20 protein-coding genes and 1 tRNA gene are annotated in these 21,437 nt (G+C 65.2%); 17 read left to right on the top strand and 4 right to left on the bottom strand.

What is annotated here, in order from left to right; translation table 11 throughout:
• Positions 1–351: 351 nt before the first annotated feature.
• The 12 genes from GO707_RS10090 to GO707_RS10035 all read left to right on the top strand — a co-directional run bounded on the left by GO707_RS10090 (position 352) and on the right by GO707_RS10035 (position 12,563).
• Positions 352–2,784 carry a bifunctional serine/threonine protein kinase/MFS transporter gene (locus GO707_RS10090; RefSeq protein WP_114540405.1) on the top strand — a complete coding sequence of 811 codons (2,433 nt, stop codon included), beginning with the start codon at positions 352–354 and terminating at the stop codon, positions 2,782–2,784.
• A gap of 98 nt (positions 2,785–2,882) precedes the next feature.
• Complete coding sequence (locus tag GO707_RS10085; protein WP_022741115.1) at positions 2,883–3,077, top strand: DUF6724 family protein; 195 nt, start codon at positions 2,883–2,885, stop codon at positions 3,075–3,077.
• A 169-nt stretch (positions 3,078–3,246) separates the two neighbouring features.
• The gene (gene serS, locus GO707_RS10080) at positions 3,247–4,542 is read left to right on the top strand and encodes a serine--tRNA ligase (protein WP_041714699.1); all 1,296 of its coding nucleotides are present in this window, start codon (positions 3,247–3,249) and stop codon (positions 4,540–4,542) included.
• A 6-nt stretch (positions 4,543–4,548) separates the two neighbouring features.
• Complete coding sequence (locus GO707_RS10075; RefSeq protein WP_147272718.1) at positions 4,549–5,394, top strand: hypothetical protein; 846 nt, start codon at positions 4,549–4,551, stop codon at positions 5,392–5,394.
• Positions 5,387–5,788 carry a cyanophycin synthetase family protein gene (locus tag GO707_RS10070; RefSeq protein WP_114540407.1) on the top strand — a complete coding sequence of 134 codons (402 nt, stop codon included), beginning with the start codon at positions 5,387–5,389 and terminating at the stop codon, positions 5,786–5,788. The genes GO707_RS10075 and GO707_RS10070 overlap by 8 nt, the downstream gene beginning before the upstream one ends.
• Position 5,789: 1 nt before the next feature.
• Positions 5,790–7,226, top strand: coding sequence for an aminotransferase-like domain-containing protein (locus tag GO707_RS10065; RefSeq protein ID WP_157012949.1), 1,437 nt, complete (start codon positions 5,790–5,792; stop codon positions 7,224–7,226).
• A 40-nt stretch (positions 7,227–7,266) separates the two neighbouring features.
• Entirely contained in the window at positions 7,267–8,268 is a 1,002-nt protein-coding gene (locus GO707_RS10060) for a D-alanine--D-alanine ligase family protein (protein WP_114540409.1), read from the top strand.
• A 157-nt stretch (positions 8,269–8,425) separates the two neighbouring features.
• Complete coding sequence (locus GO707_RS10055) at positions 8,426–8,998, top strand: YtxH domain-containing protein (RefSeq protein WP_022741095.1); 573 nt, start codon at positions 8,426–8,428, stop codon at positions 8,996–8,998.
• Positions 8,999–9,001: 3 nt separating this feature from the next.
• The gene (locus GO707_RS10050) at positions 9,002–9,820 is read left to right on the top strand and encodes a PRC-barrel domain-containing protein (protein WP_022741091.1); all 819 of its coding nucleotides are present in this window, start codon (positions 9,002–9,004) and stop codon (positions 9,818–9,820) included.
• Between the two features lie 154 nt (positions 9,821–9,974).
• Positions 9,975–10,754, top strand: a complete 780-nt coding sequence (locus GO707_RS10045) for a TVP38/TMEM64 family protein (RefSeq protein ID WP_114540410.1) — start codon at positions 9,975–9,977, stop codon at positions 10,752–10,754.
• A gap of 149 nt (positions 10,755–10,903) precedes the next feature.
• On the top strand, positions 10,904–11,851 hold the full coding sequence (locus GO707_RS10040; RefSeq protein WP_114540411.1) for a beta/alpha barrel domain-containing protein: 948 nt from the start codon (positions 10,904–10,906) through the stop codon (positions 11,849–11,851).
• A gap of 202 nt (positions 11,852–12,053) precedes the next feature.
• Entirely contained in the window at positions 12,054–12,563 is a 510-nt protein-coding gene (locus GO707_RS10035; RefSeq protein ID WP_114540412.1) for a GNAT family N-acetyltransferase, read from the top strand.
• Between the two features lie 56 nt (positions 12,564–12,619).
• On the opposite strand, the gene GO707_RS10030 is transcribed toward GO707_RS10035, so the two are convergent.
• A tRNA-Leu gene (locus GO707_RS10030) sits at positions 12,620–12,703 on the bottom strand.
• A 105-nt stretch (positions 12,704–12,808) separates the two neighbouring features.
• Entirely contained in the window at positions 12,809–14,272 is a 1,464-nt protein-coding gene (locus GO707_RS10025) for a sodium-dependent transporter (protein WP_114540413.1), read from the bottom strand.
• A 92-nt stretch (positions 14,273–14,364) separates the two neighbouring features.
• Here GO707_RS10025 and GO707_RS10020 point away from each other — a divergent pair, with 92 nt between their 5' ends.
• Entirely contained in the window at positions 14,365–15,978 is a 1,614-nt protein-coding gene (locus GO707_RS10020; protein ID WP_147270661.1) for an Mbeg1-like protein, read from the top strand.
• 2 nt (positions 15,979–15,980) lie between these two features.
• Here the strand turns inward: GO707_RS10020 and GO707_RS10015 are convergent, their stop codons facing one another.
• Both GO707_RS10015 and lysA read right to left on the bottom strand, forming a co-directional pair.
• Positions 15,981–16,481 (bottom strand): nitroreductase family protein, encoded by a 501-nt coding sequence (locus tag GO707_RS10015; RefSeq protein WP_114540415.1) that lies wholly within the window; start codon positions 16,479–16,481, stop codon positions 15,981–15,983.
• A 215-nt stretch (positions 16,482–16,696) separates the two neighbouring features.
• On the bottom strand, positions 16,697–18,052 hold the full coding sequence (gene lysA, locus GO707_RS10010) for a diaminopimelate decarboxylase (RefSeq protein WP_114540416.1): 1,356 nt from the start codon (positions 18,050–18,052) through the stop codon (positions 16,697–16,699).
• A gap of 241 nt (positions 18,053–18,293) precedes the next feature.
• Between lysA and GO707_RS10005 the strand changes: the two genes are divergently transcribed.
• The 4 genes from GO707_RS10005 (at position 18,294) to GO707_RS12635 (ending at position 21,335) form a co-directional block, all read left to right on the top strand.
• Positions 18,294–18,689 (top strand): molybdenum cofactor biosynthesis protein MoaE, encoded by a 396-nt coding sequence (locus GO707_RS10005; protein ID WP_114540417.1) that lies wholly within the window; start codon positions 18,294–18,296, stop codon positions 18,687–18,689.
• Positions 18,690–18,971: 282 nt separating this feature from the next.
• The gene (locus GO707_RS10000) at positions 18,972–20,255 is read left to right on the top strand and encodes a homoserine dehydrogenase (protein WP_114540418.1); all 1,284 of its coding nucleotides are present in this window, start codon (positions 18,972–18,974) and stop codon (positions 20,253–20,255) included.
• Positions 20,256–20,433: 178 nt separating this feature from the next.
• Positions 20,434–21,102, top strand: coding sequence for an HAD family hydrolase (locus GO707_RS09995; RefSeq protein WP_114540419.1), 669 nt, complete (start codon positions 20,434–20,436; stop codon positions 21,100–21,102).
• A 98-nt stretch (positions 21,103–21,200) separates the two neighbouring features.
• Positions 21,201–21,335, top strand: coding sequence for a hypothetical protein (locus GO707_RS12635; protein ID WP_264468681.1), 135 nt, complete (start codon positions 21,201–21,203; stop codon positions 21,333–21,335).
• The last annotated feature ends 102 nt before the right edge of the window (positions 21,336–21,437 follow it).

Raw genomic sequence — 21,437 nt, 5'->3', positions numbered from 1 at the left:
TCATCCACGGACATCTCGCCGGGCATCGAGAACCACAGATCCAGCGCATCCTGCTTGGCCCTCTTGTCGTACATTCGAACTCCCTTCCGGACACCTGGGTGTCCAACTTGGAGTCCGCACCCCCTCAAAAACTCACAACTCGACTTTTTGACCAAAAATGGAAAAAAGTTTGTCGTGCTTGGGGCTCCTGGCGGTGACAAGGCTTCCCAGTTGCCAGGTTGGAGCTCTGGCGCGCCCGTCCCCTGCGGTGCGCTTCCCGCGAAACCGCCATCGCATGGGCGATGTCTCAATGGTAGAATGGCCACACCTCGAAAACACTCCTGAAACGTACCCAAGAGAGGTTTTGCCCCTATGGCACGATCCCCCCTCATACTCGATCGCTATCGCGTCATCGACCAGGCCGGCTCCGGCGGTTACGGCACGGTGGTGCACGCTTTCGACACGCATCTCAAGCGCGATGTGGCTATCAAGTGCATCGAGCTTTCCGAAGACGAGCTGGCCGCTGCTCGCCTCGAGGCTCTCGAGGCGCGCATGGCGGCGGATTTGGAAGAGGTAGAAGCAGGGGCATCGGGCGCCGAGACGGGGGTCGCTGGTCGGAATGCGGGCCCGGGTGCAGTCTCGGCCGCCGGTGCAGGCATGGGTGCCACCGCGGGCGATCCTGCTGGCAGCTCGTCGGCGGCCGCCTTCCCCGCCGACCCCGATTTCCTGGCGGCCCGCGACGAGCGCCGTCGGCGCCGGTCCGCGACCGCGGTGTCCCGGTGCGCCGCCGAGGGGGTGCCGCCCTGGGAGGACTGGGACGACTTCGGTGATCCTGACGATGACTCTGTCGATGTCGCTGGTGCAGATGATTTTGATGCTGAGGCAGCCGAAGACGAATGGGGGGACTCCCTCATTCCCTGGAACGCCTCCACGACCGACTTCGCCGGTCGGCGGCGCGGGCCGGCGCGCCTCACGGGTCGGGTGAGCCGCAAGACGCGCCACGCCCCCGAGGTGCTCTATGAGCCGCAGACTGTGGTGGAAGAGGCGCCCGATGCTACCGGGGCCACCCCCGATGCCGAATCGGTGGACGTGCGCCATCTGCGCGGCGTGCGCGCCTCGCGGGTCATCGCCGAAGAGCCCGAACCCGACGCCGAAGACGAGCTGGATCTGTTCGAGCACATCCCCGGCTTGGAGGAGGCTCGCTCCGTCGCGAAGCTGTCCGATACGAATATCGTCACCGTGTACGACTGCGCCGTGGAAGGCAGCAGCGCCTACGTGATCATGGAATACGTCGAGGGCAAGACGCTCGCGCAAATCATCGATGAGGTGGACGACGATATCACGCTGGATGTGGTGGCCGCCGTGTTTTCGGCCGTCTCCCATGCCCTGGAGGTGGCCCACGGCGAGCACACCCTGCATCTGGATATCAAGCCGGAAAACGTCATCGTGAACGGCAAGGGCCAGGCCAAGGTGGCCGATTTCGGCCTGGCTGCCCTCATGGACGCTACGGGATCGGGCACCACGGGCGGCGGCACCATCGGCTACATGCCTTTGGAGCAGATGCGCCAGGAGCCGCTCGATGTACGCACCGACGAGTGGGCCCTGGCGAGCCTCACCTACGAGATGCTCACCGGCTCGAACCCGTTTTTCGCCGATGATCTGGACGCGGCGGAGGAGGCCATCGAAGAGGCGGAGCTCGTGCTGCCGTCGCTGTGCTGGGACGAGCTGGACGCCGAGGCTGACGAGGTCATGTTCGCCGCTCTCGACCCCGACATGGACGAGCGCTACGAGGATGTGGCCGCCTTCTCGGCCGCGCTTTCGCCCTATCTGGGCAACGCCAAGAAGGGCAAGCGGGTGCTCGCCGACATCGTGAATGGGAAGATGGAAGAGCCGGCTGCCGAGGAGCCGGAGCGCGTTTGGGAGCCGCTGCCCCCGCTCGTCGACCGCCTGGGGCTGCGCGGCGCCGCCATTGTGGGCCGTATCGTGGCCGCTGCGGCTGTGGCGTTGCTGGCGGCGGCGGGCATGGCGAACCTGCATCTTACTCCGGGTTCTGCCATGGGACTCGCCACCGATGCCCCCATTGCCTACGGGGTGGTGATCGCCGTATGTGCTTTAGTGGCTGTCATCAGGCCTTCCATCGGCGTCCTGTTCGGTTACGGGGCCTTTGTGGTGGGGCTTGCCGGCGCGGGCGCCTGGGTGCCGGCGGTGCTGCTCACCGCGGCTACGGGCGCGTGGTGGTACTTTGTCGGGCGCCGCGGCACCGCCCAGGCGGTCTCGGCGCTCATGCAGCCGCTGTTCGGCTCCGTGGGTTTCGCGGCGGCCTCGCCGGTGACGTGCGGCGTGCTGCTGCCGGTGCTGCAATCGGTCATCACGGCGGCCTTCGCCTTCGCGAGCGCCCTCATCATGGCCGGCTGCGGCTCGGTCGACATCATGAACTGGGACGCGGTCATGCACCTCGGCTTCTCGAGCAACCCGGCGGCAGGGTGCCTGGCGGTGGCGTCGCAGCCGGCCACCTGGGTCATAGGTGCAAGCTGGATCGCCGCTGCGGGCCTTTACAGCCTCTTGTGCGTGCGCGGCACCCGCGCCTTCGATATCGCCGGTTCGGTGGTGGCAGCCGCGGTGCTCATGCTCGGTGCGTGCGCGGCGGCCCATCTCGCTTCCTTCGGCGGCTCGTGGCTGCCCGCTCCGGCGGCGCTGCTCGGAGCGCTGGTGCCCGGCGTTCTCGGCATCTTGGCCGCGGTTATGAGCATTCCCGATCGCGCCCGCTGGGCCGAAGAAGAATGGTATGTGGAAGAAGAGAAGTAGGCCACTTCCCTGCAGGTCATAGTATACTGACAGCACTAATGACGAACCCACCTGCCGCGGCGCGAGCGGCGTAGGCGAAGAAGGCGAGATAGCGACCTATGAACATCGAAGAGCTGTACCATTTTCTGTTCGAGACCATGCCCGGCATCGGCATTCTGGTCGGTGGCGGTCTTGTGATCAGCATCATCGTGTGCTTCATTCTGGAGCGCAAGACGCGCAAGCAGTTCAAGAACCACGAGAAGACCGAGGACGACTGGTCGCTGTTCGATGACGACGAGGACGAAAGCGAATAGCTTCGCCCCGGCCGCGCGAAAACCCTCAGCCTGACTTCTGCCCGCCTGCGCCCGCCGCACCCGAAGACTTCCCGCCCGCGTCAGCGGGCGGTGCTATACTGGGCCGCATTGAAAACCGCCGGACTGCCGGCGCCTAAGGCAACCGATCATTGTGAAAGTGAGCCGCCCCATGTTGGACATCAAGTACGTACGCGAGCACCTCGACGAGGTTGCCGAGACGATGAAGAACCGCCACGCCTCCTTCGACCCGGAGCAGTTCACCGCCCTTGATGTGCAGCGCCGCGAGGTCATCGCCGAGGAGGAGGCCCTGCAGGCCGAGCGCAACAAGCTTTCGAAGGAGATCGGCGCGCTCATGGGCCAGGGCAAGACCGACGAGGCCAACGCCACCAAGGAGACCGTCCGCCAGATCAACGAGAAGCTCACCGCCCTGGGCGATGCCCGCGCCGAGGCCGAGGCCGCCATGGACGCGCTCATGCTCTCCATTCCGAATATGGTGGACGCCACCACGCCGGTGGGCGAGGACGAGAACGACAATCCCGAGGTGCGCCGCTGGGGCACGCCCCGCGATTTCGCCGCCGAGGGCTTCGAGCCGCAGGCCCATTGGGATTTGGGGCCGGCCCTGAACATCATCGATTTCGAGCGCGGCGTGAAGCTGGCCGAGAGCCGCTTCTACGTGCTCGGCGGCGCCGGCGCCCGTCTCGAGCGCGCGCTCATCGCCTTCATGTTGGATCAGCACACCTCCCGCGGCTACAAGGAGTGGTGGGTGCCGGCGCTCGCCAACGCCGCCACGCTCACGGGCACGGGCCAGTTGCCGAAGTTCGAGGAGGACCTCTTCCACACCACCGAGGGCCTCTACCTCATCCCCACGGCCGAGGTGCAGCTGACGAATCTGCACGCCGGGGAAGTGCTCGACGCCGATTCGTTGCCGCTGCACTACTGCGCCTTCACCCCGTGCTTCCGCGAGGAGGCGGGCAGCGCCGGTCGCGATACCCGCGGCATCATTCGCGTGCACCAGTTCTCCAAGGTGGAGATGGTGAAGTTCGCCACACCCGAGACCGGTTTCGACGAGCTGGAATCCATGGTGGAAGACGCCGAGAACATCCTGCAGCAGCTGAAGCTGCCCTATCGCGTCATCAGCCTGTGCACCGGCGACATCGGGTTCTCCTCCGCGAAGACCTACGACGTGGAAGTGTGGCTGCCCAGCTACGGCGCCTACAAGGAGATCTCCTCCTGCAGCTGCTGCACCGATTTCCAGGCCCGTCGCGCCAACATCAAGTACCGCGACCCGGCCAACTTCAAAGGCAGCCGCTTCGTGTACACCCTGAACGGGTCGGGCCTGGCCGTGGGCCGCACCATGGCCGCCGTCATCGAGAACTACCAGAATCCCGACGGTACCATCACGGTGCCCGAGGTGCTCGTTCCCTATATGGGCGGCAAGACGGTGATCGGGCCGGAAGAGGTCTAAAGAGCCATGGAAGAGCAGTCGCCGGCGGCGGCCGCGCCGACCGGTTCCGGCGGCCGGCCGCCTGCCGAGGGTCGTCTCCGCTCCGCTGCGACGACAGCCGCCACGGCGACGGCGCAGAAGCCGTCGTCTCGTCGCGCGGCGTCGTCCGGTGAAGGCGATGGCGGCCGCGAAGTGCGGAGGGGGAGGGGAGGCCGTTCGAACACTGCGCCTTCTCGCAAACGCCGCCATCCGGTGCGGGTGGCGGTGGTGTCCGTAGTTGTCGTTGTCGTTTTGCTCGTCGGTGCGGCGGCGGGCGGATTCGCGTGGCTCCACTGGTTCTCCGAGGACGATGTGGCCGATTTCGCGGGCACCTGGTATTTGGCCGGCACGGCTACGCCCATTATCATCACCGATGATCGCATCCAGCTGACCGATGATGTGTCCTACCGTTATGCGCTGAACGATCAGGACAAAACCTTCGAGCTATCCTTCGGCAACTTGAAGGGCGGCGGCCGCTACCGGTTCTCGCTCGATCGCAACCAGCTGGCCCTGGTGGACGGCGACTTCTCCGGCGCCGACACCTTGGGCGACGATATCGCCTGGACGCTGCGCGCGCTGGCCGAGGGCGCCCAGGGGCGCGTGCTGGCTCCGGAGGAGGTGGCCCGGGGCGTCACGCTGCTTTCCCGCACGCCCACGGGGACGCCGTCGCTTCCCGAGGCGACTGACACGCCCGAGGCCCCGGCTGGCGAAGATGCCAAGGCCGACACCGGTGATGGCTCGAAATCCGGCAACGACGACGGCGGTGCAGAGCCCGGCAAGGCCGATGCCACGTCGGCCCCCGACACCTCGGACAAAGCTGACGACCGTGCCTAGGCTCGCCGTCGAGCGCATTGCCTTCGAGCGCGATCGCATGGCCCTGCTCGTGCGCGTGCCCGAGGGCGCGGATGCCTCTTTGGGCACGTGCGGCGCCGATCGGCTGCTTGCCGCGCGCCCCTCCCTCGCCTTCCACACCTGCTTGAATGACGAGGACGCCCCCTTTGCCGAGGTGCTCGCCCGCACGTCGCTGCCTCACGCGCTGGAGCATCTGGTCATCGATTTGCAGGCTGCGAACCCCGCTTGCGCCTCCGATGCCACGTTTGTAGGTACGACGGAATGGCTCTCGAAGCGGGACGGTTTGGCCCGTGTTACAGTAAACTTTACCGATGACCTCATCGCATTGGGCGCCCTGAAGGACGCCTTGGCGCTTCTGGAAGGGACGGTTGAATAAGATGTCGTCAGCTCACATCACCTTCGACACCACCGGCGACAAGATCGCCCGACGCGTGCGCAAGATGCGCCCGTCGGCCGTGCGCAACCTGTTCGCCGCCGCTACGCGCGACGATGTAATCTCGCTGTCGGGCGGCATGCCCGCTGTGTCGCTTCTGCCCGAGGAGGACATTCGCCGCGCCACGCTGGCCGCCATTGAAAGCCCCGAGGCCCGCGCGGTATCGCTGCAGTACGGCCCCACCGACGGGCTCGCCGGGCTGCGCGCCGTGCTCGCCGACATGATGCGCGATCTGGGCATCCGCGTGAAGGCCGACCAGGTGCTCGTCACCACGGGCGCCCAGCAGGCCCTAACGCTCATCGCCGAGGCTTTCATCGACCCCGACGACATCATCATTACCGAGGGCCCCACCTATCTGGGGGCGCTGCAGGCCTTCTCCGCCTTCGAGCCCGATGTGCGCGCGATCCCCTTCGACGAGGACGGCATGCGCATGGATCTTCTGGAAGAGGAGCTCAAGCGCATCGGCAAGGACAACCCGCGCCTGAAGTTCTGCTACACCATCCCGAATTTCCAGAACCCCGGCGGCGTCACGATGACGGCCGAGCGCCGGCGCCGCCTGCTCGAGCTGGCCCGTGAGTACAACTTCATGGTGGTGGAAGACGACCCTTACGGCCGTCTCCGCTACGACGGCGGCCACCAGGTGCCCCTGAAAGCCATGGACGATTCGGTCATTTACCTGGGCACGATTTCGAAGATGCTGGGGCCGGGGCTGCGCACGGGCTGGATTGCCGCGCCCGAGGCCGTGCTTGCCCGCATCAACCTGGTGAAGCAGGGTGCCGATTTGTGCGGCAGCGCCTTCGACCAGCTGGTCGTGCAGCACTACTTTGCCGATGTCGCCTGGCAGCGCACGCTGCAGAAGTTCATCGCGCTGTACAAGGAGCGCCGCGACGCCATGCTGGCGGCCCTCGACGAGTCCTTTCCCCCGGAGGCCACCTGGACGCATCCGGCCGGCGGCATGTTTCTCTGGATTACGCTGCCGGATTATATGGATACCGATTCGATGCTTGCCGAAGCGCTGGAGTCGGGCGTAACCTATGTGCCGGGGAATTCATTCTTCCCCGATGGAAAAACCGGGCGCAACTCCATGCGCGTGAACTTCAGCTTCGAGACGCCCGAATCCATCACCGAGGCCATCCGACGCCTGGCGAAGGTGATCGAGGAGCGCCTCGAACTCTACCGCGTGTTCATTGAGGCCGGCGCGCTGCCCGGCTACGACAGAAAGGATGCAGCCATGGACGAGAATGCCACTTCTTGGAAGGACGTCATCGTCGATTCCGAGCAGAACGAGGAAGCGGTCATGCAGGCCCGCGAAGGCGATGCCGAGCAGATCGAGATCGCCGAGGAGAAGGTGACCGAGGCGCAGGAAGCCGCGGCAGAATAAAGGCCGCCCCCGAGGAGTTTCAACAACAAAGGAGACGTGTATGAAAGTTGCAGTGCTCATGGGAGGCAAGTCCTTCGAGCGCGAGGTGTCGCTGGCCTCCGGCAAGGTGGTGTGCGAGGCGCTGGAAGAGGCCGGCCACAAGGTGGTGCCCCTCGACACCAACGCCGATCTGGTTCCCACGCTGCGCAGCGAGCGGCCCGATGTGGTGTACAACGCCCTGCACGGCAAGCACGGCGAGGACGGCACCATCCAAAGTCTGCTGGAGTTCCTCGGCATCCCGTTCGTGGGCTCGCCGGCGAGCGTCTGCCATCGCGCTTGGAACAAGGACGCCCTGCACTCGTCGCTGGCGAAGTACCGCGACCTGACCGGCGAGGAGGGCTGCGCGTCCTGGCCCCAGGGCGTCTACCTGGCGCGCGATGCTTTCAAGGGCATGGGCGCGGCCACGGCGCTCGATATGGTGGCCGACCGCGTCATCGGCGGGTATCCGGTCTGCGTGAAGCCGGCCCATGGCGGCAGCGCCCTGGGCGTTCACAAGGTGGAAAGCCAGGAGGAGCTGGGCGAGGCGGTGCTCGATGCGCTGTCCTACGACGAGGCCGTGAACATCGAGCAGTGGGTCGATGGCGTGGAGCTTTCCGTGTCCATCCTCGGCACCGGCTGGGACGCCCACGCGCTGCCGCCGGTAGAGATTGTGGCTCGCGAGGGCTTTTACGACGCGGCGGCCCGCATGGCCGACGACGCTGTGGAGTTCTTCTGCCCCGTGCGCGACGAGTCGCTTTCCCCCAACGCGGTCGATGCCCAGGCCATCCGCGCGGAAATCGAGCGGGCGGCGCTGGAAGTCTACCGCGCCTACAGCGTGCGCGACCTCGGGCGCGTCGACCTCATCTGGGACGGCGGCGCGGCCCGCTGCTTCGAGGTGGACGTGTCCCCGGGCATGACCGAGCGCTCCCTGTTCCCCATGGCCTGCGCCGCGGCCGGCCTATCGCTGCCCGCGGTGCTCGACACGCTCGTGAACGAGGCCTACGCCCGCGGTGCCTGTTTCTAGGTTCGCACGGACTGAGGTTTTCTCTGAGAGATTTCCTCATCTATGACGAATTACAACTTGTTTACCGTAAGGTGAGCAATGAGCAGCGAGAGCCCCCGCGCGGGGCTCTCCGCCTATAATGGGCGAACCTGATACTCTGTCGATAAAGGAGGCAGTTATGGCCAACAAATTCGGAATGTTCCTCATCGGTGGCGTCGTTGGCGCCGTTGCAGCTCTGCTGGCCGCGCCCCGTTCTGGCGCCGAGACGCGCGCCATGGTGGCTGACAAAGCCGGCGAGTTCGCGGGCAACGCCCAGCAGTGGGGCGATTCTGCCGCCGCCGGGGCCCAGCACATCTACCAGGAAGCGGCCACCAAGGGTGCCGAGGTCGTGAACAACGTGACGGCCCGTGGCCAGGAGATCGCCTCCGAGGCCGCCGCTCGCGGGGCCGATGTGGCCGCCACCATCCAGGAGGCCGCCAGCAACATCTCCCCGACGATCAACGAGAAGGGCGACGAGCTGCGCGACAAGATTGAAGCCGCCCGTCAGCGCATTGCCGATCAGGTGGCCAAGAACGCCGATGCCGACGCCGACGCCGCCGAGACCGTCAAGGACGTCGCCGAGACGGCCAAGGAAGCCGCCAAGGATGCCGCCGCCACGGCCGAGGAAGGCGCCAAGGAGACGGCCGCCGAGGTGAAGGAAGCCGCCGGCGAGGTGGCGAAGGCTGCCGAGGGCAAGAAGGACGAGAAGTAAATCATGGCCAAGCGATACGGCACCACGGGCGAGATCGTTGGAAAGCGCGTGCTTCTCGACAAGAGCACGCCGAAGAAACCTGAGGCGGTAAAGCGGCTCGGGAAGGTGCGCCACTGCGTGTTCCACCCCACCCAGCGCCGCTTTGTCGGCTTCATCGTGAAACGCCCCGACTTGCTGTGGATGTTCCGCCGCAAGGACGTGTTTGTGGCCTACAACGGCTACGACGTGGTGGACGGCCGTATCGTGGTGTCTCAGGCCCCCGAGGCTACGGGCAAGGGCGCCTGCAAGGCCATGGGCGTGAACTACGATGACTGCGTGCTGTGGGCGGGGCTGCCCGTCATGGGCGAGGACGGCACCGTGTACGGCACGGTGGGCGACGTGTCTTTCGACCCGAAGACCGGCGAGGTGCGCTCGCTCACGGTGACCCAGGGGGCCACGGCCAACGCGCTGCTCGGTGTTCGCGAGATCCCCGGGCACCTCATCCGCGGCTTCAAGCGTGGAATCGGCACGGCGCTTTCCGTGAACGGGCAGGACGAGGGGGAGGAGCCGATTTTAGGCGCCATCCTCGTGTCCGACGAGGTGGCCGAGCTTGCCGTCGAGGGTGGCCTGGCCGCGAAGGCCGGCGAGGCCACGGCCGTGGTGGCCGACCGCGCCCGCGAGACCGTAGAGGCCGTGAAGCCGGCCGTGTCCACTGCCACCAAGGCTGCGGGCAAAGCTGTGAACAAGGGGGCCTACGCCACGGGCCGCCAGATCAAGCGCGCCAGCGGCATGTTCTCCGCCTTCAAGGAGGAGTACGACAAGGCTCGCAAGGAAGACGACTAGGCCGCGCGCTGTGGGCGGGCGCTGGGCGCCGACGTTTTGGGCGCCGAGGCGCCGACCTGCGCGCCGCGGGCCTGCGGCTTACGATTTCGTCACTAAGGTAAAGAGTTCCTGAAAGCCGCCCCCGTCGTGGGGCGGCTGCATTAGACTGGAAGCCATGGAAAAGCACCCGAACAACCACCACCATTCCGAACGGCTCGAGAAGCTCGAGGCGAAGGCCCACGAGGAGAAGTCGGTCGCCGGGCATCCGATGCCTGCGGCGGACATCTTCAAGTTCGTGGGGCTCATCGCGTTCTTCGTCATCATGATCGTGGTGGTCGTGCTCGTCTGGCCCATGATCCACGAGCTGTTCGAGCCCGGCGGTGTCGACCGCGTCACCTCCGACATCCGCAACGCCGGCCCCTGGGGCTTCCTCATTCTGCTGGCAATCCAGTTCCTTCAGATCGTCGTGGCCTTCATCCCTGGCGAGGTAGTCCAGGTGGCCGCCGGTATGATTTACGGGCCTTGGGTGGGCGCGCTCATCATCTGGCTCGGCTGCATTATCTCGAGCTCGTTCATCTTCGTGCTGGTGCACAAGTTGGGCGCCCCGTTCGTCCAGGCCATGGTGCCCGAGAAGTACATGGGCAAGTTCCGCGATTGGGAGACCTCCGACAAGTTCAACGTCATCGTGTTCATCCTGTTCCTCATTCCGGGGCTGCCCAAGGACGTGTTCACCTACATCACGCCGCTCACGCACATGTCCATGAAGAACTTCGTGCTCATCTCGAACTTCGCCCGCATTCCCGGCATCGTGCTTTCCACCTACGCGGCAGCGGGGCTTGTGTCGGGCAATATCGTGGAATCGGTCATCATCTTCGCCGTGACCGCCGCTGTGGCCATCGTGGCGCTTGTCGTATACGGACGCGTGACCAAAAAGTCGAACGGCTCCGAGAAGTAATCCGTGCCGCGCCGCCTCCGTGCCAGCGCTTGGGCGCAACGAGAGGTTCTGCGCCTACTTTCTTTGTGAAAGAAGGCGCGGTCAGGCTTTGTTTCTGTACAATAAGCGCGTTATTGCAACGACTCTAACGACTCTCTAGGAGGAAACCCATGCCGAAGATCACCCGGGAAGAGGTGCGCGTTCCCGCCGACGTCATGCCCGAGGCCCGTGACGAGTACATCACCAACTACCTGAAGGCCACGCGCGAGACCGGCCGTCTCATGCTGTTCGCCTGCGATCAGAAGATCGAGCACCTGAACAAGGACTTCTACGGCGAGGGCATCGACATCGCCGACCTCGATCCGGAGCATCTGTTCAAGATCGGCTCCGAGGGCGTGTGCGGCGTGCTCGCCGGCCAGCGCGGGCTGGTGGCCCAGTACGCGGCTGACTACCCGGAGATCAACTACCTCATCAAGATGAACTCCAAGACCAACCTCGTCGGCACCAAGCAGGAGGATCCCTACTCCCCGCAGCTGTACGATTTGGACGCCGTGCTGGCCATGAAGGAGGCCGGCGTGAACATCGTGGGCCTCGGCTACACGATCTACCTCGGCTCCGAGTACGAGGCCACCATGATGGCCGAGGCCGGCGAGCTCATCGCCCAGGCCCATGCCAACGGCCTCATCGTCGTGCTGTGGATCTACCCCCGCGGCAAGGCCGTGACTGCTGAGAAGGATCCCGATCTCATCGCCGGTGCCGCCGGCGTGGCTCTCTGCCTTGGCGCCGACTTCGTGAAGGTGAACCCGCCGAAGCCCGAGGACGGCCGCACTCCGGCCGAGGCCCTGAAGGTGGCCTCCACCGCCGCCGGCCGCACGGGCCTCGTGTGCGCGGGTGGCTCCACTGTGGATGCCGAGACCTTCCTCACCCAGCTGTATGACCAGATTCACGTGGGCGGTGCCGACGGTAACGCCACGGGTCGCAACATTCACCAGCGCTCCCTGGACGAGGCGGTGCGCCTGACCAAGGCCATCTCCGCCATCACCTTGGCCGACTGGGCCGTCGCCGACGCCCTGGCCGTGTTCAACGGCGAGAAGGACTTCACCCTGGCCGACATCTAGTCCGGTCTCGGAGCTTGTTGGCGGCATCGCGCCCAGAGCGTCCGCCAACCTCGCGTTCGATCCCGTAGGGGGCGACCTCGGTCGCCCCTTTTTTTGTCGCGCGGCATTGTGCCGCTTGCGGAGGGCTGACCAAGGTCAGCCCCTACGGAAATTGCTCCCTGCGAATATCGCTTCTTGAGAATACCATGGAAAGAAAGCCACTATGAGCACACTGGACCCATTAGCCTTGAAGGTTACCCGGCCTTACCAGGAGGACGATCTGCCGGCGATGGCGGAGATCTGGAACGAGATCGTAGAAGCGGGCAATGCCTTCCCGCAGACCGAGCCGCTGACGTTGGAAGAGGCGCGGATCTTCTTCGCCGAGCAGTCCCATACGGCCGTGGCTACGGTAGGTGGGCGCATTCGCGGGCTGTACATTCTGCATCCCAACAACATCGGGCGCTGCGGGCACGTTGCGAACGCGAGCTTCGCTGTGGCGGGGGCCAGCCGCGGCGAGGGCATTGGGCGCCTGCTCGTGGAGGACTGTCTGCGCCAAGCGGCCGCATGCGGCTTCCGCGGCCTGCAATTCAACGCCGTGGTTGCCAGCAACAAGCGGGCGCGAGCGCTCTACGAGAGCCTCGGGTTCGCGCGCATCGGCATGATTCCCGGCGGCTTCCGCAACAAAGACGACGTTTACGAGGATATGTACATCTACTATCACCCGACGGAGTAGGTCTTCGACTCAAGCATGCAGAACGGCCCCGTGGGGACGGGGCCGTTGGTTTTCGATGGTGCCCGAGGCGGGATTTGAACCCGCACACCTTTCGGCAACGGTTTTTGAGACCGTCGTGTCTGCCGTTCCACCACTCGGGCTCAGGGGCACCAGTGCAGTATAGCGGAAGGGCTCGCCAACGTCGAGGTGAAATCGGCGACGCTTAGGGAATTCCCCGAACTACGTCACGCCGCTATGCCAAGCTGCTACGCCAAACCCGCCCACATCATGATCTTGGGCACGTAGCCCATGATGAAGATGATGATAATGAGCGCGGGCAGCCCGAAGGTGAGCCAGCCGCGGGCCCAGCGCGGGAACTTCATGCCCGTGCCCGCATCGGCCTCGGCAAGGAAGTTGTCCCAGCCCCAGCCTTTGCGCGACACGCAGAACACCACGTACAGCAGACTGCCCAAGGGCAGCAGGTTGTTCGACACGATGAAGTCCTCGATGGATTGAATGTCGCCGATGCCCGGAATGGTGATGCCGGCAAGCACGTTGAAACCCAGGGCACAGGGCAGGCTCAGCACGGTGACGAGCACGGCGGTGCGGGCCAAGGCGCGCTTGCGGTCGAGATCCCACTTCTCCATGGTGAAGGTGATGAGGTTCTCGAAGACGGCGATGATGGTGGAGAGCGCCGCGAAGCTCATGAACACGAAGAACAGCGTGCCCCACAGCTGCCCCAAAGGCATCTGGTTGAACACGTTGGGCAGGGTGACGAACACGAGCGAGGGGCCCTGGTCGGGGGCGACGGCGAAAGCGAAGCAGGCGGGGAAGATGATGAGGCCCGCGAGGATGGCCACGGCGGTGTCCAGGCCGCAGATGCGCAGGGCCTCGCCCGTGAGCGAGTTCTGCTTGCCGATACGGCTGCCGAAGACCTCCATGGCCGAGATGCCGAGCGACAGCGTGAAGAACGCCTGGCCCATGGCGGCGTACACGGCGTCCCCGAAGCCGGACAGGCCGCCGGCGAACATCTTGCCGAAGTCGGGAACCAGATAGAATTCCAGACCCTCGGCGGCGCCGGGCAGCGTGACGGAGCGCACCACGAGCAGCGCCATGACGCCGAGCAGGGCGATCATCATCACTTTCGTGATACGCTCGACGCCCTTCTGCAGGCCCAAGCTGCAGACGAAGAAGCCGATGACGACGACGGCGAGCATCCAGCCCACCATCTCGGAGGGGTTGGCGAGCATGGTGCCGAAGACGCCGGCGACGCCGTCGGGGTCAAGGCCGTCGAAGGTGCCCGTGGCCATTTTCGCCATGTAGGCGAGCATCCAGCCGCAGACCGTGGTGTAGAACATCATGAGCAGCATGCAACCGATGTAGGCCCACCAGGAGAACCAGTGCCAGCGCCGCGAGGGCTGCAGGATATCGAAGGCTTGGGCGGCCGAACGCTGGGAGGCGCGGCCGACGGCGAACTCCATGACCATGACGGGCAGGCCCAAAATGACGAGGAAGATGAGATACATCAGGATGAAGGCCGCGCCGCCGTATTCGCCGGCGATGTAGGGGAAGCGCCACACGTTGCCCAGGCCGATGGCGCAGCCGGCCGAGATGAGGATGAAGCCGAGGCGGCTGGCGAAGTGCTCGCGGGGCGCGGCGACCGAAGTAGGGGCGTCGACGTTGTTGCCCGAGGCGCGGACTGGGGAAGCGGAGGGGGTGTCGGTGGTCATGGGAACCTTCCTGGTGCAGGATTCCAGATGCTTTTGCATTGGACTCCCGAGCGTTTTGAATGAAATTGCAGCGTCATTGTAGCGGAAGATAAGTGGAAAGGTCATGGTGGCGCGAGGCTGCTTTGGCAACGGCTCCGTGTCTGGTGGGGGAGGCGGCCGTGCGCGGCGCGGCGGTATCCCATAATGCAGTCATGAACGATGTGCTCACATATCTGCAAACCCAGCTGGCTACTTTCGATGAAGTGCCTTTCAATGCCGTGGATTCGGCGTTGCTCGCGCAGTTCTGCATGGCACGGGGCGAAGGCATCATGCCCCAGGTGTACCGTGCGCAGGTTTCGGGAGAGGCTGCGTTCCCGAAGGTGCGTGCGGGCCATGGGGCTTTAAGCGAGCTGCGCGGTCTGCTCGGCCGCCTGCGGGGGCGTGCGGGCGAACGTGCAGGTGAACGCGCAGGCCTGCGGGCCGCGAAGGAGGGCGCGGACGCTCGAGCCGACGATCCGCTGGTCGGCCCCCAGGGTCTTGGCGCTGCGGGGACGAAAGCGGCGAGTATGGAGAAGGTCGCGGAGCTTTCTCCGGCGGCGAGGCGGGACCGAGCCGAAATGACCCAGGATGCGACGGCGCCGCTGGATCCCGTGCGGTTCGCCGACCTTATGCGGGCCGAGCTGTTCCCTACGATGTTCTCCGGCATGCACGCGGCGCAGATGAAGCAGCAGCTGTTCTGGATGGCTGCCAGCCCGCGCTTCCGCGATCTGCTCATCTACGATCACGCAGCTGCGTTCGATGAGGCGCGCGACTTGCAGTTCGCCGCCACGACCTACGTGTGCCCCGGGCACTTCGCTTACGTGGGCTTTCGCGGCACCGATACGACGCTCACCGGGTGGCGCGAGGACTTCAACATGGCCTATCGGGCGCCGGTCGAGGCCCAGGTGCTGGCGGCCCGCTATCTGGCGGCAGTGGCCGCCGATTCGCGTCTTCCCGAGACGCTCCTGGTGGGCGGCCATTCCAAGGGCGGCAACCTGGCCGAGTACGCGGCGCTCACGGCGGCGCCGGAGGTGCAGCAGCGCATCGCGCGCCTGTACAACCACGATGGTCCCGGGTTCAAAGCCGGTTTGTTCACGGCGGCTGACTACGAGCCGCTTGCGGGCCGCATGACCAAGCAGGTGCCGGCCGATTCCATGGTGGGCATCCTCATGGGATCCTTCATGCCCGTGGAGGTGGTGCAGGCCACCGGGCGCGGCTTCGAGCAGCATTCGGTGTTCCGGTGGGTCGTAGAAGGCGCGGACGGCGAGGCGGGTCGAAGCAATGCGGAAGGTGCGCGCGATACGGGCGAGGTGCGGGATGCAGAGACTGCGCGAAACGTGAGCGGAGCGTTGAAGGCCTTCGCCACGCTCCCCGAGCTTCCCGAGCGCACGCAGCGTCGCGCTGAGGCGCTGGCTCGCTGGCTCGCCTCCCTGGACGGCAGCGAGTGCGAGGCTATGGTGAACGCGCTGTTCGCCGCTTTGAAGGCGGCCGGCATCACCGATGCCTCCCAACTCTTCGAGGGCGGCCGCGAGTGGGCGATTTTGCGCGACGGCGTGATGGGAGCGCCTGCGGAGGATCGCACGATCATGTTGAATGCCCTGCGCGGCCTCACCCGCGCCTTCAGCGACGTTACTGCCGAGCGCAACAGCGCCCGTCGCGATGCCCAGCGTAAGGCCAAGGCCGAGTGATGCTAAATCCAGTGCACGCGCGTCTCGTCGTAGCGCGTGGGGCCTTTGGGCTCCGGTTTGTGCTCGGGATGGCCCACGGCGATGAGCGCGAAGGGCGTAACGCCGCGCGGGCTTCCCAGAGCCACATCAACAGCGGCCATGCGATCCTTCTCCGGCGCGATGCCGAGCCACACGGCGCTTAGGCCCAGGTTGGCGGCCTCGATGAGGATGTTCTCCACGGAAGCGCTCATGTCGTAGGAGGCGTCTTGCGGCGCGCGCAGGCCCTCGGTGCGCTGGCGCGCCACAATGACGCAGGGGGCGAGTTTGGCCGGCGTGCCGTAGGGGCTTGAAGCGGCCAGAGCCAGACGCGTGGTCTCGTCCCGCGCGATGTAGAATTCCCAGGGCTGCTGGTTCACGGCGGAGGGGGCGGCCATAGCGGCACGCATCAGCTTCTCGATATCTCGGATGTCCACCGGCTCGTCGGTGTACTGACGGACGCTGCTGCGCAGGTAAATGGCATTCATAGGGCTTGGCCTCGATCCTGAACGTGCGGCGCAAGGCCTCGCGCCAACGGCGAGCCCCAGAGCCTCAAGGGACGAGCGGAAATGGGCATGAGGGTGGGTGCCGCTTCCCGCGATTGCCTTCACCTTAGCAAGCTGGTTTCGTTGCCAGGGTGTGAACCGTTCCTTATTACGGTTCCGCCAACCCGCCGCAATAAAACCGACAAGAAGCCGGTGCCCTACAGGTCGCGCTGGTAGAGGTCCTCGTAGGTCTCGCGGCGGGTGACCACGCGCGATGCGCCGTCGCGCACGAACACCACGGCCGGGCGGGGCTGTCCGTTGTAGTTGCTGGCCATGGTCATGTTGTAGGCACCGGTGCCGAACACGCACACGATGTCGCCGAGGTCGGCCTTCTGCAGGGGCATGTCGATGACCACGGCGTCGCCGCTCTCGCAGTGCTTGCCGCACAGCGTGACGATTTCCTCGCGGGGTTGCCCGGCTTTGTTGGCGATGGTGGGCTCGTAGTCGGCGTGGTAGAGCGCCGTGCGGATATTGTCGGACATGCCGCCGTCGATGGCCACGTACTTGCGGATGCCCGGCAGCGTCTTCAAGATGCCCACGGTGTACAGCGTGACGCCGGCCGGGGCCACCAGCGAGCGGCCCGGCTCCACCAGAAGGCGCGGCAACGGCAGGTTGTGCAGCGCGCACAAATCGCGCACCGCCGAGCAGGTGACCTCGGCGAAGTCGTCGATGGAAGAGGGCTGATGCTCGGCCAAATACGCGATGCCCAAGCCGCCGCCCAAGTCCAGCTCGGTGATCTCGTGGCCGTAGGTGTCGCGGATGCGGGCCATGAACTCCACCATGACCGCCGCCGCCTCGCGGAAGGAGTGCAGCGCGAAGATCTGCGAGCCGATGTGGCAGTGCAGGCCCGCAAGGCGCACGTTCTCGGCGGCCAGCACGTCGCCGACGCACTTGAAGGCGAAGTCCTCGCGCATGGTGAAGCCGAACTTCGAGTCCTCGCAGCCGGTGCGGATGTACTCGTGGGTGTCGGCCTCCACGCCGGGGGTGATGCGCATGTACACGTCCTGCACCACGCCGAGGCGCCCGGCGATCTCGTTCACGCGGGCCAGCTCGATGCGGGAATCAAGCACGATGCGCCCCACGCCGGCGGAGATGGCCTCTTCCAGTTCGCGGGGTGTCTTGTTGTTGCCGTGGACGAACACGCGCTCCATGGGGAAGTCTACCGAGCGAGCGCAGGCCAGCTCGCCGCCGCCAGACACATCCAGGCACAGCCCCTCGGCCTCGGCGATGCGCGCCACTTCCTTGTTCAGGAACGCCTTCGACGCGTAAATGATGTCGGAGTTCTCGTAGCGGCTGCGGAAGGCCTCGCGGTAGGCCTCCATGCGGTGGCGCAGGTCGGCCTCGTCGAACACGTAGAGCGCGGTGCCCTCCTTGCGAGCCAGCTCCACCATGTCGACGCCGCCGATGAACAGGTGGTCGTCGCGCACCTCGGCGGTCTCGGGCAGCACGGCGCCCAGCTCCATAGTGGTGCGCATATCGGGCTTCTTCGTCAGGTCTGAGGCGGGCAGGGACATTTCCGCGTCCTTTCTCGGCGTGTCACGGCGCCGCGTTGCAGCAGCGCAGGTCTCTCATGATCTGGCGCCTATGGTAACAAGGCTCTGTTTCAAGTGCTTAAAATCGGCGGCCTTCCGTGTGATATTTCGGAACGAATGGCGGCGTGCGGTCGAGGTGCCAGCTCCTGTGGTATATTCTCGGCAGCAAATAATGTCGAGCGAAATGCTCTACTTTGGAATGCCCCGAACGAAAGGACGCGAAATGGCGAAGACCGAACCTTCTATCGATCAGTGGCTGCGCGAGGCTAAGGCCGATCCGGCGGCGGCCCAGTGCGGCATGTTCCTCACCCACAACGGCGTGGTGCGTATCACCCCGAAGGCCCAGGTGCGCGAAGGGGTAGAAGGCTTGGGCAAGGTGGTGGCCGTCGAGTTCTCCTATGATGCGGAGGGCCTGGCCGCCGCCGAGGCCGAGGCGCTCACTTGGCCCGGCGTCTACTATGTGCGTACCTGGCTGAACGAGGGGCGCTGTAGCGTGGGCGATTCGCTCATGTACGTGCTCATCGGTGCCGACATCCGACCCAACTGCATCGACGCACTGCAAAAGCTCGTGGGCCACATTAAGAACGAGCTCGTGGTGGAGAAGGAGATTTTCGAATAGAAGCCTTTGGCAGAGCGGGGAGAGGGCGGTTTCCCAGCCCGCTGCGCGCTTTATCCCCCTGCGAACGCGGCAAAAGAAACAGCGAAAGGAACGCACATGAGTCGGTACCATCCCGACACCACTGCTGCTGAAGTGGAAGCTGTTTCTTAACGGCCGCGTTCTCCGGGGGCGCGCAGAGGTCTGGGAAACCGCCCTCTCCCCGCTCTGATGTACGACTTCCGTAGCTGTCCCTGTATAATCGTTCGATCACAGAGAACTTTCGCGCTCGGGAGAGGACGTAACATGGCAGTGAAAATCGGCTTGGTGGGCACCGGCACCGTCGGCGGCGGGTGCATCGACATCATCCAGAAGCACAAGGACGACTTCCTGCGTCACTTCGGTGTGGATATCGAGCTGGCGCGCGTGTGCTCGCTGTCGTCGGCCGAGGCCGAGGCCCACGGGGTCGGCCACCTGTTCACCGACAACTTCAACAACATCATCAACGATCCCGAGATCGATATCGTGGTGGAGCTCATCGGCGGCACCACCATCGCGCGCACGGTCGTATTGAACGCGCTCGCTGCCGGTAAGAATGTGGTCACAGCCAACAAGGCGCTCATGGCCACCCATGGCAAGGAGGTCATGGAAGCTGCCGAGGCCGCCGGCAAGGAACTGGCCTTCGAGGCGTCCGTGGGCGGCGGCATTCCCATCATCGATCCGCTGAAGCACTCGCTCATCGCCAACGAGATCACCTCGGTCATGGGCATTGTGAACGGCACCACCAACTACATGCTCACCCGCATGGCCGACAACGGCCTGTCCTACGAGGATGCCCTGCATGAGGCGCAGCAGAAGGGCTTCGCCGAGGCCGACCCCACGGCGGACGTGGGCGGGTTCGACGCGGCGGCGAAGATCGCCATCTTGGCTTCCATCGCCTTCAACTCGCGCGTGACCTTGGACGATGTCTTTACCGACGGCATCACGAATATCTCGCCGGTGGATATCGAGGCTGCTCGCGACATGGGCTACGTCATCAAGCTTCTGGCCATCGCCCATCGCCGCGAGGATGGGGTCGATGTACGCGTGCATCCCACCATGATCCCGACGAACCACCAGCTGGCCACCGTGAACGGCGTGTTCAACGCCATTTACGTGGTGGGCGACTTTGTGGGCGAGACCATGTTCTTCGGCGAGGGCGCCGGCGCGGGTGCCGCGGCTAGTGCCGTCATGGGCGACGTGCTGGAAGTGGCGCGCCACATTCAGCAGGGCGTGGCTCCCATTGTGGGCTGCACCTGCACCGACGACCTGCCCATCCTGCCCATGGACGAGCTGGTCATGCGCTATTACCTGCGTTTCTCGGTGACCGACCGTCCGGGCGTTCTGGAAACCATGGCCGGCGTGTTCGCGCGCCACAACATCTCGGTGAAGTCTATCGTGCAGCGCGGCCGTTCCGGTGCCGAGCGCGTCGACCAGGTAGTGGTCACCCACCGCTGCCGCGAGCGCGACATCCGCGAGGCTCTGGAAGAGGCCCTGGCCCTGGACAACGTGGTGCTGGACACGCCTTCCGTCATCCGCGTAGAAGAGTAATCTGTTCCGTGCGGCCTGACAGCCGCACGGACCACTCGACGCTGCGAGGCTCTGGCGCATTTCATATTCACCCTTGTTTTGGGCTCGGCGTTGGCGAAGCCAACTTGGCCCAAAGGCGGGCGAATCTGAAACGCGTCAGAGCCTCTCGCTGACTTTGCCTAGAATGTGAGGTTGTGAAATGAATGACATCGGAGTTATTTTCGATTGCGATGGGACGCTGGTGGATTCCATGGGAGCGTGGCATGAGGTGGATCGCACGCTGGCGGCCGAGGCCGGCATCACGCTGACCGAGGCCGACGCCGAAGCCATCACCACCATGTCGCTGCCCGAGGCCAGCGCCTATTTACATGAGCAATGCGGTCTCGGCGAGAGCAACGAGGCGGTGCTCGAGATGATCTTCGACCGCATGCGCGCCTTCTACGCCAACGAAGTGGAGGCTCGTCCGGGCGCGCTGGCCTTCGTGCAGGCCCTGCACGAGCGCGGCGTGCCTATGGCGGTAGCCTCCTCCACGCCGGCCGATATGCTGGCCACCTGCGTGGAACGCTGCGGGTTCGCCCCCTACATGAAGACCGTCGTGTCTGTAGACGACCTGCAGACGAGCAAACGCGAACCGGCTGTTTACGACCACGCCCGCAGCTTCCTCGGCACTGATCGCGCCCACACCTGGGCTTTCGAAGATGCCGCCTACGCCCTGGACACCCTGTGCGCGGCCGGCTACCGCACTGGCGCCATCTACGACAACGACATCTCCGGCACCCGCGACCAGCTCTTCGAGCGCGCCGACTTCCTCATCGCCTCATGGGAGGATCTCGACCCCGACATCTTTCTCGCCAAGGCCGGCGCTTAAACGACAAAACCGTAAGATACGCGCAACGGCAGCGTAAGTGGATGCTGCCATGATGGAACCATCGAAATTGGGGGATGCGGAACCGCCGAAAGGCTCAATTGGGAGCACATCGCCCAGCCCGCGTCCCGCCCGAGCGAAAGGAGCCTATCATGATCACCACGCTCTGCGCCATCGCCCTGCTCGCCGTTGCCGTGTTCGTCCTCGCCGGCTGCATTGCCACCGCGGCCCTATAAAACGGTTCACCTTTCGGCCCACGGCGAACCTCGCGCGTCGGAGGATGGTCCCTCTGACGCGCGAGTCCGTCTTACGTGGAGCGGAGACGTGAGCGTGAGAAA

The sequence above is a fragment of the Adlercreutzia rubneri genome (genome assembly GCF_009755265.1).
Classification (GTDB): Bacteria; Actinomycetota; Coriobacteriia; order Coriobacteriales; family Eggerthellaceae; genus Adlercreutzia; species Adlercreutzia rubneri.
Note: the sequence above shows the minus strand (reverse complement) of the source record. Positions and strands in the feature narration are given on the sequence as shown.